The organism is Verrucomicrobiia bacterium, from assembly GCA_019634635.1.
Classification (GTDB): Bacteria; Verrucomicrobiota; Verrucomicrobiia; order Limisphaerales; family UBA9464; genus UBA9464.
Genome location: JAHCBB010000005.1, coordinates 159,396 through 173,779 on the forward strand (window position 1 = coordinate 159,396; position 14,384 = coordinate 173,779).

Sequence of the window (14,384 nt, forward strand, 5' to 3'; positions counted from 1 at the left end):
ACCGTCCAAGCGGCTACAGGATCGGCGCGAGGAGCCGGGCGGCTCGGGCTCCGGCTTTGAACAGCAGCGGGCGGTGGTCGTAATCACGGGCGTCTGCGTTCTCGGAGGCGGAAAAATCCGCCTCAAACATCGCCGCAACTTCAGACGCGAACTGCCGGTCGGCGACCGCGAGCGTGATTTCGAAATTCAGGCGGAAGGAACGATTGTCGAAATTCTTCGTGCCCACAGCGGCGAAGTGATCGTCAACCAGCAGCGCCTTCTGGTGGAGGAAGCCGCCGGTGAAGCGGTGGATGTGAAGGTTCGGGTGATCCAGTTCCGTGAGAATGGCGAAGGACGCGAGCCAGACCAGCCACTGATCGGGCTTCATCGGCAGCAGAATGCGGACCTCCACGCCCCGGATGCCGGCAAGTTGCAGCGCGTGCAGGATGCCTTCATCCGGCACGAAGTACGGACTCGCGATCCAGAGCCGGTGCTCCGCCATGGAGATCGCCTGATGGAAAAAGAGCGTGCAGCGTTCGCGTTCATCGGACGGCCCGGAGGACAGTACAAGGGCCCGCTGGCCACTGTCCGACGGCAGGTTTTCCGGAGCCTGCCAGCATCCCTTCAGAAGTTCGCCGGTGGCGAAAGCCCAGTCGGCGGCGAAAACCATCTGCAACTGCATCGCAGCGGGGCCCTCCACCCGCACATGCGTGTCGCGCCACGCTCCGAATTTCGGGTCCAGGCCAAGGTATTCGTCGCCGACATTGTGGCCGCCCACGAAACCCAAGCGCCCATCAACGATCACGTTCTTGCGGTGGTTGCGGAAATTGAGCCGCCAGCGTTCGCGCCAGCCGCTCACGGCGCAGAAGGTGGCCATCTTGAGCCCACGATCACGCCATTTTTGGATCACGGACGGCTTCATCGCGGCACTGCCGAAGCTGTCGAACAGAAAGCAAACCTCGACCCCTTCCGCTGCCCTGGCGGCGAGCGCCTCCAGCAGGCGGGTGCCCAGGCCGTCCTCGCGCATGATGTAAAACTGGACAAAGACGCTATGCCGCGCGGTCGCAATCCCGGCGAGGATGGAGGCGAAGGTTTCCTCACCGTTGATGAGCAAACGGAGCTGGTTGCCGCGTAAAAACTCCTCGCCAGCGATGGCGGCGACGTCGGCCACCCGCGCGGGCAGAATCCCGGCGCGCCCGACCTGGAACGGTTTGATTTCATCGCGCACGCGATGGACTTCGCAGCGGTGTTTCACCAGTTTTCGCTGCATGGCCCGCGAGTGGAACTCAAACCGCCGGCTCCCGAAAAACCAATAGAGCGGCAGCCCCGGGATCGGAAACGCCACCAACCCGATGATCCAGGCGACCGAGCCCTGCGCCGTGCGCACGGTGAAGAGCGCGTGCACCGCGCTCAGGATCGCGACGCCCTCCACCACCAGATAGATCAGCGGGAAAATCAATGTGCTGAAACGAACACTCCTTTCGCAGCTCAACAAGGGTCCACCGCGAAACCCGCGGGAAGGCTGCTGCCCTCGAACGAGCGGGACGAGCAAAATCTCGCCAGCGGGCGCTCCATCCGCAGTGCCGGGTGAGGCCCGTACGTCCGTCAATCGTTGCGGCGCCGGCCGACGGATGATCCTGGGCCTGCGGCGGCCTCCGTTGAGGTATTCCTCCACGGCCACGCGGTGCGGCCGCCCAAAATACGTCAACTCGGACGATTTCTCGGGATTCCCGTGAGGTGGCTGTGGATGCAGATTCCACCGGCTTCCGAACGCTGACGGAAATCCTCCATTTCCTGAGGATTGCTCACCTCCAGACCTCACAATGGGCGGTGGCTTTGAGATTGACTTGGCGTTTATTTCTGTAAACCTCACGGCAGATTCAACCGGCTCCAACGCATAGCTCGACACGCCCATGGAACCCAAACGCCTTCGCAGTCCGCTCCGGAACGCGCTGATTCTCACTTGGATGGCCCTGACCGCCGGAGTTCGGGCGGCCGCTCAGGCATCCGGTGAATTGGATCCGAACTTCCACCCGCCCGCGGGACTTCGGATCGGGGCGTCGGACCCTGCGGCGCTGAGCCCGGACGGGCTCCTCTGGGTGCACATGTTCCAACCGGAGGTCGGCCTTCCTCCGCTGATCGGACTCAGGCCGGACGGTTCGGCCCTCCCATTGCCCCCGTTCCCGACGCCGGTGACCGCCATTGGATTTTTCGGATCCCCAGATCGTACGCGTCCTCCTCCCGACCGAAGGCGGGAGTTATTATGTGGGGGGAAATCTGCGGAGCCACCAGGGGCGCACCGTCTCGAATCTGATTCGGATCGGGCATGAAGGTCAGTTGGATTTGGGCTTTGCGCCCACGTTGACCCGCTCCGCGGGCTTCGAAGCCGGCGTCCTGGTGACGACCGTTCAACCCCTGGGAGACGGGAGGCTCGTCGTGGGTGGCCAATTCGACATCGTGAATGGGAAGCCCCGAAAGGGGCTGGCCATCCTCCGGAGCGATGGTTCCCTGGACGAGGGCTTCGACGCCCGCCTTGCCACCTCAGCGGAGGTCCGTTCGGTGCGGGTCGAGCCGGGAGGGCGAATCCTGGTGGGCGGAAGCCATCTGTTGGCGGATGAGGCGCGTGGCGTTCCGGAGGGTTCGCGGAACCTGGTCCGATTGACACGGGAAGGCCGACCGGATCCAGACTTCAACAGTGATGCCGGCCCGGTGGAGGCTCTTGTGGACGCCGAAGCGGGGGGGCAGTGGTGGCCCACGATCTGGTCCCGCGGCTGAATTGGATCCTTCCCGCCGGCATCCGCGATCCCGGATACCAGTCGCTCAATCGGCTGATTCCGGACCTGGCCTTTGGACCTCTGCCGCTTCAGCGCGGAGATTTGGGGGACGTCTACGTGGGTCTCGGACCCCTGGCGAGACTCGAGGACGTGGGCCGCGTGGGATTGGCGGTCGCCGCCCGAATTCCGGCATCCGGAATTGTGGACGATACCTTTGCCCCCACAAGTGTGCCCGTCGGTTACACAACGGCGCTGGCGTGGAGCGCGGAGGGCCGATTGGTGGCGGCATCCCTGGTGCAGGGGCAAGCGCTCTCCATGCTGTACGTATTCCGGCCCGATCCAGACAGGGTGCTGGCCGAGCCCCGTGTGGTCGAAGGTCAACTCCGGGCAACACTGGCGACCCTTTCGGGCCGGCGGTACGCCCTGGAAACGCGATCGCCGGATCTTCCAGGCGCGTGGCGGCACGTGGAGGAACTTGAGGGCGATGGGTATCTGCGGACGCTGTCCGTTCCCCTGGACAACGCCGCCCCACAATTCGTTCGCGTGCGGCGGATCCGCTGAAACCAACACCTGCCATGTTGGGAGATTCGTCGGGAAACGACGCCGCATCTGAGAAGGCGCCCGGTGACGGGCTCATCTCCGCGCCGCAGTGCAGGTCCCTACGCCCTCTGCGGCTTCGCCAATCTCGGGAGCGTTGACATCCAGATCGGCGGGATCAGCGCCCTGGCCACCACCCGCCGCGGCGATCTCGCGCGGTTGGGCCTGCGGGCAATGGCGGCGGGACTCTTGGCGTGCTACCTGACCGCCGGCGTCATCACGTAGACGACCCACTGGTCACGGACTCTTGGCGGGCGGCGAACCGGGAAGCCGTGGGGAGTGCCCCCGACCCCCGCAGTCGCAGGACGTCATCTCCGCCTGCGTCGGAGCTTCCTCCTCCCATGACCGCAGTCACCCCAGAACCCCCGATTCGTCACGTTAACGTCATTGTCGGGTCAGGGAGCGCCACAATTTCCGCAAGCCGGCAGGAGCATCGGATCCGCAACGTCAGCCGCCATCCCCCGTCGAGGGGCGCAAACCCTCCCCGCGGACGGGATGCCCAAACCGACAAGCGCCCCTTTACGTTTGGGGAGGATGAAGACACGAGGTCCCGTTCAATGGTCCCTGATTCTGGGAGGAGGCGTTGTCGCCGGCCTCCTGTTCGCCGGATGCCAGCAACACGAATCGGTTGCGGATCATGCACCGGAGGCCGAGGCGTCGAAGTTGGTCGTCACCCGGCCCCTGAAGCGGGATACGGTGGTGATGCGGGACTTCGTTTGCCGAATCCACTCCTCCCAGAACATTGAAGTCCGGGCGCTGGAGCGGGGGTATCTGCAATCGGTGGAGGTCTCGGAGGGACAGTTCGTCCATCAGGGGCAACGGATGTTCAAGATCCTCCCGCTGCTCCATGAGGCGGAACTGAAGCGGGCGGAGGCCGAAGCCCAGGCGGCCGCCGTGGAATTCGACAACACGCGCCAGCTCGCCGAAAAGAAGGTGGTCTCTGAATCCGAGCTGGCCATCACCCGCGCCCGGATGGAGAAGGCTCAGGCCGAGGTCAGCCTCGCACGGGCCCACCTGGAATTCACCGATGTCCGGGCCCCCTTCGACGGTCTGGTGGACCGCCTCCGGGTCCGGACCGGGAGTCTCATCGCCGAGGGGGATCTCCTCACGACCCTCTCGGACAACCGGACCATGTGGGTGTACTTCAACCTCCCGGAAGCCGACTACCTCGAGTATGCCTCCCAGCCGCAGCCGGACGATCGCAAGGTGGTGGACCTGATCATGGCCAACGGAAACGTCTTTGGCCACCCGGGCCGAATCTCGACGATCGAAGCCGAATTCAACGCCGAGACCGGCACCATCCCCTTCCGCGCCGACTTCCTGAATCCGGAGGGATTGCTCCGGCATGGGGCGACCGGAAGCATCCGCATGAAGAAACTCCTGCCCGGGGCGGTGCTGGTGCCCCAGAAGGCAGTCCATGACGTCCTCGATCACCACTACGTGATGGTGGTCGGAACGGACGGCGCGCTGACCCAGCAGCGGATCCGGGTCACGGACGAACTCGAGGACTTCTTCGTCGTGGGCGCCGGTGTGACTGAAAACGACACGATCGTGATTGAGGGCGGCCGCCCGCCGACCGGTGCCGCGCGGGTTGAGCCCGAGTTCGTCCCGCCGGAAACGGCATTCCAGAACCTCAAACTCCGCGCGGAGTAGCCCGCCCCGATCCCATGTTCACCCGCATCCTCCGCCGACCCGCCCTGGCGATCGTCATCTCGCTCCTCATCCTCTTCCTGGGCGGCCTCTCGATCGCCACGATGCCGGTCTCCCAGTTCCCCGAGGTCGCCCCGGTGGTGGTCATGGTCACCCTCGACTACCCCGGCGCGAGCGCCAAGGTGCTCGAGGAGTCGTGCCTCATCCCCCTGGAACGTTCGATCAACGGCGTCCCCAACATGAAATACATGACCTCGGATGCCACGAGCGCCGGGGAGGCCACCATCCAGGTGGTGTTCAACATGGGGACGGATCCGAACCAGGCGACGGTCAACGTCATGAACCGGGTCAACCAGGTGATGAGCCGCCTCCCGCCGCTCGTCCAGCGCGAGGGGGTCCTCGTCAACAATCTCACCCCCAACATGCTGATGTATGTGAACCTGTATTCCACGGACAAGAATGCGGACATGCAGTTCCTCTTCAACTACGCCTACATCAACCTGATCCCCGAACTCAGCCGGATTCCGGGCGTCGGCTCCGCCAAGATCCTGGGGACCCGTCAGTACGCCATGCGGATCTGGCTGAACCTGGAGCGAATGCGCGCCTACAACGTGTCCACCGAGGAGGTGATGAAGGCGCTCGCCGACCAGAGTGTGATCGGCTCCCCGGGACGACTCGGCCGCGCCGACAGCAAGACCTCGCAGTCCCTGGAGTACGTGCTCACCTATGTCGGCCGGTTCAACGAGGTTGACCAGTATGAAAACGTCATTCTCCGCGCCACCGACCAGGGGGAGCTTCTGCGCCTCAAGGACATCGCCACGGTGGAACTCGGCAGTGAATTCTACGACCTGTATTCCGACCTTGATGGCCGTCCCTCCGCGGCCATCGTCATCAAGCAGAGCATCGGAAGCAACGCCCACGATGTCATCAAGCAGGTCAAGGCCCGGCTTGCGGAATTCAGGGAGAAGTCCCTCCCGCCGGGGATGGACTACCGGATCAGCTATGATGTCTCGACGTTCCTGGATGCCTCCTTCGAGAAGGTGATCCACACGCTGATCGAGGCCTTCCTCCTGGTGGCCCTGGTCGTTTTTGCATTTCTGGGGGACCTGCGCTCCACCTTGATCCCCGCCCTCGCCATCCCGGTGTCCTTGATCGGCACCTTCTTCCTGATGAAGCTGTTCGGGGTGGCCATCAACCTGATCACGCTGTTCGCCCTCGTCCTGGCCATCGGCATCGTGGTGGACAACGCGATCGTGGTCGTCGAGGCGGTGCATGCCAAGATGCACGGCACCGGCCATTCCTCCTACCGGGCCACCCAGCTGGTGATGCACGAGATCGGGGGCGCGGTGATCGCCATCACCCTGGTCATGACCGCGGTGTTTGTGCCCGTCACGTTCATGAGCGGGCCGGTCGGGGTGTTCTACCGGGAGTTCTCGATCACCATGGCGGTCGCCATCGTGCTGTCGGGGGTCATGGCCCTCACCCTGACGCCGGTGCTGTGCGGGATGCTCCTCCGGGCGCCCGGCCACGGGACGACCCCGCGCGGCCCGGTGGCCTGGCTTCTGCAGCAGTTCAACCGCCGGTTCGAACAGGTGACGAACGGGTACGTCGCCCTGTTGCGACGCATTGCCAGCCGCTGGATCCTCACCGCCGTCGGACTGGCGGCCGCCCTGGTCGCGATCCAGCAGATCGGAAGCCGGCTGCCCGCCGGATTCATCCCGGCGGAGGACCAGGGCATGATCTACGCCATCCTCCAGACGCCCCCCGGATCCACCCTCGAGCGCACCTTTGCCAAATCCACGGAGCTGCAGAAGATCGCGAATGAGATCGAGGGGGTCGAATCGGTGTCCTCGCTGGCCGGCTACGAGGTCCTGACGGAGGGACGCGGCTCCAATGCCGGCACGTGCCTCATCAACTTGCAGCACTGGTCGCGGCGCAGGCAGACGGCGGCGCAGATCATCGCGGAGCTGGAGAATCGTTGCCGGGCGATCTCGGGCGCCACCATCGAGTTCTACGAGCCCCCCGCGGTTCCGGGCTACGGGGCCGCGGGCGGATTCTCGCTGCGCCTCCTCGACAAGTCGGCCACGGGTGACTACGACCGCCTCCAGAAGGTCAACCAGGAGTTCATGGAGGCGCTCGGGAAGCGGAAGGAACTCCGCGGCCTCTTCACGTTCTTCAGCGCCAATTATCCGCAGATCGAGCTGGTTGTGGACAACCAGGCCGCAATGCAGAAGGGGGTCTCCATCGGGAAGGCCATGGAGAACCTCTCCATCCTGATCGGCAGCACCTATGAACAGGGGTTCATCAAATTCGGACAGTTCTTCAAGCTGTATGTCCAGGCGGATCCCAAGTTCCGGCGCCTCCCGAAGGATCTCAATGATCTCTATTTGTCCAACGAGAAGGGCGAGATGGTCCCCTACTCGGCGTTCGTGACCTTGAAACACCGGCAGGGACTCAATGAGATCACCCGGTACAATGCCTATCCGGCGCCGACCATCCAGGGGGCACCGGCCCCGGGGTTCAGCAGCGGCGATGCCATCCGCGCGATCCAGGAGGTTGCCGCCACCACGTTGCCGCGAGGCTATGACATCGGGTGGGCGGGGCTGTCGTTCGATGAAGTCCAACGCGGCCATGAGGCCGTCTACATCTTCCTCATTGTCCTGCTGTTCGTGTACCTGGTGCTGGTCGGACAGTACGAGAGCTTCTTCCTGCCGCTGGCGGTCATCCTGTCCCTGCCGGTTGGGGTGATGGGCTCCTTCCTGATGCTGAAGGCCATGGGACTGGACAACGACATCTACGCCCAGGTGGGCCTCATCATGCTGGTGGGCCTGCTGGGCAAGAACGCGATCCTGATCGTGGAGTTCGCCGCCCAGCGTCACAGCGAGGGGGCCCCGGTTCTCGAGGCCGCCATCGAGGGGGCCCGGGCCCGGTTCCGCCCAATCCTGATGACCTCCTTCGCCTTCATCGCCGGGATGATCCCCCTGCTGAGGGCTTCCGGTGCGGGGGCCATTGCCAGCCGCACGATCGGAGCCTCCGCCGCGGGCGGCATGCTCCTGGGCACGGTGCTGGGAGTCCTCGTGATCCCCGGACTCTACTACGTGTTCGCCAGCCTCTCCGGACGCAGGAAGCTCCTTCCGGACGAGGATGAACTGCCGCTCAGCGAGATCCCCGAGCGCGAATGAAGCCATCCCTTCCGAACCTCCTGAAGCGCTGCCGCGAGATCCTTCTCGCCGCCGCCTGTGCCGTCGCCGCGGGTTGCCTCACCCCGGATCCGGCCCCCCTGCCGGACAGGACCCCGCTGCTCCCGGAATCCTTTCCTGGCACGGCGGAAATGCGCCAGAAGGAGATTCCCGGCTGGCGTGACTTTTTCCGGGACGCCGCATTGGACGAGCTGATTTCGACGGCGCTCACCAACAACCAGGAGATCCAGATCCTGCTCCAGGAGGTGGCCGCGTCCCGGGCCGAGGTCGGGGCCCGCAAGGGCGCCCTGTTCCCGTTTGTCACCCTGGGCGGCGGCGCCGGCGCCGAGAAGGCTTCACGCAACACCGTGCAGGGAGCGGTCGAGAATGATGTGGAGATCCAGCCGGGGACGCCCAATCCGGAGTTTCTTCCCAACTACGCCGCTGCAGCCGAGTTTGAATGGGAGGTGGACATCTGGAGAAGGCTCCGCAACGAGCGGGACGCGGCGGTCCAGCGCTATCTCGCCACCCGCGAGGGGCGGAGCTTTGCGGTCACGCACCTCGTATCCGAGCTGGCGGCCTCCTATTACGAGCTCGTCTCCCTTGATGCGCTGCTGGGCATCGTTGAGCGCATGCTCGAAATCCAGGAACAGGCACTGGAATCCATCCGCCAGAAGAAGGCGGCAGGCCGGGTCACCGAACTGGCCGTGCGACGGTTCGAGGCGGAAGTGCTCAAGAACCGGGGCCGGCTCTTCCAATTGAGGCAGCGGATCGTCGAGACCGAGAACAGGATCAACGGCCTCGCAGGCCGCTATCCACAACCCGTCCGCCGCAGCTCCGGCGGCCTCGACCCGGCGGTGCTGGCCCCGCTGCAGGCGGGGATTCCGTCCGATCTCCTGCGGAACCGGCCGGACGTCCGGAAAGCCGAATTGGAGTTGATCGCTGCGGGACTCGATGTGAAGGCGGCCGGAGCGCGCTTCTATCCGGCACTCAGCGTGTCGGCGCTGGTCGGACTCGAGTCGTTCACGTTCGGCTCGCCGATCTTCGCCAAGGAGAACATGGTCTACGGAGCCGCGGCCAACCTCGTGGGTCCCCTCATCAATCGCAGCGCCATCCGGGCCGCATTCCAGGGCGCCTCGGCCAACCAGGTCGCGGCGGTCTACCGCTACCAGCAGAGCGTCCTGAAGGCCTACGTGGAGGTGGTCAACGAATTGTCCCGCATCCGGAATGTTGAGCAGGAATATGAACTCAAACTCGGGCAGGCGGAAGCCCTCACGGACTCCGTGACCCTTTCCTCGTCCCTCTTCAGCGCCGCCCGCGCGGATTACACCGAGGTCCTCCTGACCCAGCGGGAAGCCCTCGAGGCACGCATGGAACTGGTGGAACTTCAGTGGGCACGGCTGACGGCCGGCATCAATGCCTACAGGGCCCTCGGCGGCGGGGCGGTTGAAACGAGGGCCGGCCGGCCCGCCGCGCCGGTGGTGGCCAACACAGCCTCAACGGCCCCGAGATGAATTCGGTGGTCCGCCATCGTGCCCCGGCCGGGTCCCCCGTGGAGGGTGACGCGGCGGAGGTTCCGGAGGCCGGAGGCCTGCCGCGGCCGGATCCGCCACCCCCGCCGCTGCGGAAGCGCCCCGTTTCAAAAGAACCACGACCCAAACCGGGCGGGGCGAGTTTTCAACGAGCCGTGCGCCCCACGACGGGCGACGCGGGAGCTGGTTTCGAGGTGCAGGGCTCGCCGAAGGCCTGCCCCACCGCAAGTCGCGGCCCCGAGGCGCGCAGCCTCACGGGCCGGCCGCCCCTCAATGGCCCCCATTGCCTTCGCGGGTGAGCGGGGCCTAGGTTCCCACCGGGCATGTCCTCAATCCAGACCCACCGGATCCGGATCCTGCTGGTCGATGACCATGCCGTAGTCCGGAACGGTTTTCGCATGATCCTCACGGCGCAGCGTGATCTCGAGGTGGTCGGTGAGGCCTCGAACGGCCGGCAGGCCATCGAGTTGACCTCCGCGTTGAACCCCAATCTGGTGGTCATGGACATCGCGATGCCGGGGCTCAACGGGATCGAGGCCACCCGCCAGATCGTCCGCGGCCATCCCCTGATCCGGGTCCTCGCGCTTTCGATGCAGAAGGACGCCGTCTACGTCCGGGAGACCCTTCGGGCCGGGGCCAAGGGATACCTGCTGAAGGACAGCGGGGAACAGGAGTTCCTGGCGGCGGTCCGCGCCGTGGCCCAGGGCCATGGGTGGCTGAGCCCCGCGGTCAGTGACGCCGTGATCGAGGATTACCGGCGCCACGTGACGGACCCGGTGGATCTGCTCTCGCCCCGCGAACGCGAAGTGCTCCAGATGATTGCCGAGAGCAGGACCAACAAGGAGATTGCCACGGCGCTGAGGCTGAGCGTGTACACCGTTGAGGCCCACCGGGGGCGGATCATGGAGAAGCTCAACCTGCATTCCGTCGCCGAACTGGTGCGGTTCGCGCTGCGCAAGGGGTTGATTCACTAGGAGGATCTCAACGCGTGGGCCATCGAGTTCCGAAACTCCCGGAGCCAAACATCCAGCGGACGCTCGCGGCGGGATTTCTGCTCGTCATCCTCCTGCTCGGGGTCGCTGCCCTGCTCGCCGTCGGGCACAACCGGCGCATCCGTGCGACGGCAACCCAGATGACCCACGATCAACTGGGCATCGCGCGTCTGGTTCATGATGTCCAACTGGAGGAGACCGCTATGGCGAGACTGCTGCGACAGCTGATGGAGCAGGATGTATCCCCGGAGGCGCAGGCCGGTCTCCTCGAACAACTGGATCATACCCGGCTTCAGATTGCCCAACGCCTCCAGGACGAGCACAACTCGCCCCACCACGACTTGTGGAAGGAGCTGGACGACCAGGTCCGTCTGTTCACCGAGGCAGCCCACCGGTCCTTCAGCGGCGGTCTGCCGAGCACGCCCGGGGCGGTGCAACCGCTCCTTGAGCATCATGACCGGATGCGGCGGCTCGTGGACCGGATCATCCATGCCAGCTCGCGCCGGCTGACGGAAATGGAGCGCGACATTGAGCGGCAGTCCAAGAGCCTGGGCGATCGGGCGACCTGGCTGTTGGGACTGGGGCTTGGCCTGTCGGTGATCTGCGCCCTAGTGACGATCGGCTTTGTAAACCGCACGATCCGGGTGATGCACTGGCAAACCGGCGAGTTGAACCGCGTTTCACGGCACATGCTTCAGACCCAGGAGGAGGCCGCCCGGAGGTTCTCGCACGAACTGCACGACGAGCTGGGCCAATCCCTCGCGGCCCTGCGGGCCAGCCTGATCCCGGAACGCCATCAATACCTGGAGGCGGTGCGCGGCGATTGTCTCGCGCTGGTGGATGAATCCATTCGCAACGTGCGGGAGCTCTCCCAGCTGCTGCGGCCGGTGATTCTCGACGACCTCGGGCTTCAGGCCAGCCTGCGATGGCTGGCTTCGAGGTCCTCCGAGCGCATGAACATCGAGGTCGTGTGCCATTCCAACACGGAGCGCCGGTTCCCTGAGGAGGTGGAGACCCACCTGTTCCGGATCTGCCAGGAAGCCATGACCAACATCGCCCGCCATTCGGGAGCCACCCGCGCCGTCCTGCGACTGCATGAAGGGCCCGACCGATTGCTGCTGGTCATCGAGGACGACGGTCGCGGCCTGCGGGCGGAATCCCGGGAGACGGCGACGTCCGTGGGGGTGGGCATGACCAGCATGCGCGCCCGGGCACGAATGCTCGGCGGTGAACTCGAAGTGGAAGACCTGAAACCTCAGGGGCTCAGGATCCGGGTGGAAGTGCCACCCGTCCCGGAACCGGGATCCCTTGGGGGACCGGGGTGAATTCCGGGTGGCGACCCCTCCGGCAGTTGCGCAAGGCCCCGGACCACCCGCGCCCCCTGCCGGCGGTTCCCGAGGGTCGCCCCTCCCGCACCGGACGGGCGGCCTTAACCCGACTTTCGCAACTGGAGAAGGAAAAGAGAGAGAATGGGCCTGATTCTGAAGATTGGGGTGGAAGGTCTTCACTACAGGGCGGACTCCGGTAGCGGCTCGATGGCGCGTTGCATTTCAGCAGTGGAAACACCGGCCACTGCGCGGAGGAGGTGCCGTCGGCCGAGGGCCAGCCCCGCCGTCGCAGCCCCGATGGCAGGACAGAACCCGCCGGACCGCTGGAAACTCGCATAGCTCAGAAGTCCCACGCCGGCCAGCACCAGCGTGTGGGCGACCGCGCCCGGCGCCCAGCCCCGGAGGAACGTCTTCACCGAGGGCCGGGGTTCGGGCATCAGCCATGCCCCTCCGACGAAATCGAACACCGACTGCGCGGCGACCGCGGTCAAAAGGATCACGCCAAGGCGAAACAGGTCCAGACCGCGGGTGTCACGGCCGGCCAACCAGAAAAGGCCGCCGGCCGCCAACAGCACCCAGAAGCCGACGTTCGTGATGCCGAGCCCCAGGCGGCTGCGGGCGAGTCTTCGTTGTTGCAGCGTCACAGGGTTCTAATCCGCTGCCGTGGGGCGGCAGCAGGCGGCGCGGACTTGTGTCGCCCGCTGCTGAATGGCGTTTCGCTTGGATGCGTCGAGGCGGGCGAGGTTGTTCAACTGCATCCGCATGCGCTGATTCCCGGCGAGGAACTTCTCGTGTCGCCGGAGGAAGTCCCAGTAGAGCGTCGTAAACGGACAGGCATTCCCGCCCGTGGATTGCCCCGGATCATACCGGCAGCCCGCGCAGTAGTTGCTCATGCGCTCAATGTATTTCCCGGAGGCAACATACGGCTTGCTGGCCATCAGACCGCCGTCGCCGTGCTGCGACATGCCGAGGGTGTTCGGCAGTTCCACCCACTCGACCGCGTCCACATAAACGGCGAGGTACCACTCGTGAACCGCCTGCGGCTTCACGCCGAGGAGCAGCGCGAAGAGCCCCGTGACCATGAGCCGCTGGATGTGATGCGCGTAGCCGGACTCCAGCGTCTGACCGATGGTTTCGCGCAGGCAGTTCATTTCCGTCCGCCCCGTCCAGTAGAAATCTGGGAGCGGCTGTTGCGCGTCGAGGACGTTCAACTCGAGGTAGTCCGGCATGAAACGCCAGTAGATGCCGCGCACGAACTCCCGCCACCCGAGAATCTGGCGAATGAAGCCCTCCACGCCTGCCAGCGGTGCGCGGCCCTTGCGATAGGCCTCTCCGGCGGCGGCGAGGACCGTGCGCGGGTCGAGGAGTTTCAGGTTCATCGCCGCGCTGAGGCGCGAGTGAAAGAGATACGGCCGTGCCGCAAGGCGTTCGCCGGAACTCCACATGGCATCCTGATACTTCCCAAAGCCTGCAAGGCGATGCCGGATGAAGTCCTGCAAGGCGGTCTGCGCCTGGGCAGGCGTGACCGGCCAGTCGAAGCGGCTGAGGCTGCCGGGATGGCTGGCAAAGCGCTTTTCCACCAGGACCAGAACCTCCCGCGTGATCGGGTCCGGCGGAAAGCCCACGGCCTCGGGAACCTCGCCCGGACCGTTCCGGCCGAAACTCGCACGGTTGTCCGCGTCGAAGTTCCAGGCGCCCCCCTCCGGTTGTTCGCCGTCCATGAGGATGCCGGTCCGGCGCCGCATTTCGCGATAGAAGAACTCCATGCGCAGTTGCTTCCGCCCGTTCGCATGCGCGGCGAATTCCTCGCGGGAACAGAGGAAATGGCGGTCGGCACGGATCTCCAGCTCCAACCCCAGCCGACCGGCCGCCGACCGCAGGCTTTGCTCCACGCGCCACTCACCCGGTTCGACAACGATCAATCGTTGCGGACGCAGGCGCCTGGCGATGGCGATCAATTCCGCGGCGAGCGAACCCGCATTGTCCGCGTCCTCCAGCGCCCGGTAGTGAACGGGGAAGCCGCGTTTACGCAACGCATCGCGGAAGTGCCGCATGGCCGTGAGGAAGAGGGCGATGCGGGCCTTGTGGGTCCAGACGTGCGTGGATTCCTCCACGACCTCTGCCATCCAGACGGCGTCAAGCGCCGGGTCGAAGCCGTCGAACGCAGCCGATCCTGCGTCCAACTGGTCGCCGAGCACCAGGACCAGCGAACGCGATGGGGAGGTCATGTCGTGGCGACCCGGGATGGGACGTTGCGGAAGCCACCGCCCAGCCGGCATCCACGGCCGCTGCCTGGAGAGTTGCCTCGCTTCGATCGGGTGACAACACGTCGGGACACCATGTCCTGGTTCCG

11 protein-coding genes are annotated in these 14,384 nt (G+C 65.4%); 8 read left to right on the forward strand and 3 right to left on the reverse strand.

Annotated features, from left to right (window positions below):
* Positions 1 to 13: 13 nt before the first annotated feature.
* Positions 14 to 1,438: a cardiolipin synthase gene (cls, locus tag KF791_05320; protein MBX3731994.1), complete on the reverse strand. Its 1,425-nt coding sequence runs from the start codon at positions 1,436 to 1,438 to the stop codon at positions 14 to 16.
* A gap of 902 nt (positions 1,439 to 2,340) precedes the next feature.
* Between cls and KF791_05325 the strand changes: the two genes are divergently transcribed.
* The 8 genes from KF791_05325 (at position 2,341) to KF791_05360 (ending at position 12,028) form a co-directional block, all read left to right on the forward strand.
* Positions 2,341 to 2,754, forward strand: coding sequence for a delta-60 repeat domain-containing protein (locus tag KF791_05325; protein MBX3731995.1), 414 nt, complete (start codon positions 2,341 to 2,343; stop codon positions 2,752 to 2,754).
* Positions 2,727 to 3,314, forward strand: coding sequence for a hypothetical protein (locus KF791_05330; GenBank protein ID MBX3731996.1), 588 nt, complete (start codon positions 2,727 to 2,729; stop codon positions 3,312 to 3,314). The genes KF791_05325 and KF791_05330 overlap by 28 nt, the downstream gene beginning before the upstream one ends.
* 9 nt (positions 3,315 to 3,323) lie before the next feature.
* Positions 3,324 to 3,575 carry a hypothetical protein gene (locus KF791_05335; protein MBX3731997.1) on the forward strand — a complete coding sequence of 84 codons (252 nt, stop codon included), beginning with the start codon at positions 3,324 to 3,326 and terminating at the stop codon, positions 3,573 to 3,575.
* A gap of 309 nt (positions 3,576 to 3,884) precedes the next feature.
* Positions 3,885 to 5,003, forward strand: coding sequence for an efflux RND transporter periplasmic adaptor subunit (locus KF791_05340; protein MBX3731998.1), 1,119 nt, complete (start codon positions 3,885 to 3,887; stop codon positions 5,001 to 5,003).
* Positions 5,004 to 5,017: 14 nt separating this feature from the next.
* Positions 5,018 to 8,182 (forward strand): efflux RND transporter permease subunit, encoded by a 3,165-nt coding sequence (locus KF791_05345; GenBank protein ID MBX3731999.1) that lies wholly within the window; start codon positions 5,018 to 5,020, stop codon positions 8,180 to 8,182.
* Positions 8,179 to 9,693 carry an efflux transporter outer membrane subunit gene (locus KF791_05350; GenBank protein ID MBX3732000.1) on the forward strand — a complete coding sequence of 505 codons (1,515 nt, stop codon included), beginning with the start codon at positions 8,179 to 8,181 and terminating at the stop codon, positions 9,691 to 9,693. The genes KF791_05345 and KF791_05350 overlap by 4 nt, the downstream gene beginning before the upstream one ends.
* A 341-nt stretch (positions 9,694 to 10,034) precedes the next feature.
* Positions 10,035 to 10,685 (forward strand): response regulator transcription factor, encoded by a 651-nt coding sequence (locus tag KF791_05355; GenBank protein ID MBX3732001.1) that lies wholly within the window; start codon positions 10,035 to 10,037, stop codon positions 10,683 to 10,685.
* Between the two features lie 14 nt (positions 10,686 to 10,699).
* Positions 10,700 to 12,028, forward strand: coding sequence for a sensor histidine kinase (locus tag KF791_05360; protein ID MBX3732002.1), 1,329 nt, complete (start codon positions 10,700 to 10,702; stop codon positions 12,026 to 12,028).
* A 182-nt stretch (positions 12,029 to 12,210) separates the two neighbouring features.
* Here the strand turns inward: KF791_05360 and KF791_05365 are convergent, their stop codons facing one another.
* Together KF791_05365 and KF791_05370 are read right to left on the reverse strand one after the other, a co-directional pair.
* A complete protein-coding gene (locus KF791_05365; protein MBX3732003.1) occupies positions 12,211 to 12,675 on the reverse strand; it encodes a hypothetical protein in 465 nt (154 codons plus the stop codon).
* Between the two features lie 6 nt (positions 12,676 to 12,681).
* Positions 12,682 to 14,259: a cryptochrome/photolyase family protein gene (locus KF791_05370; protein MBX3732004.1), complete on the reverse strand. Its 1,578-nt coding sequence runs from the start codon at positions 14,257 to 14,259 to the stop codon at positions 12,682 to 12,684.
* Between the last annotated feature and the right edge of the window lie 125 nt (positions 14,260 to 14,384).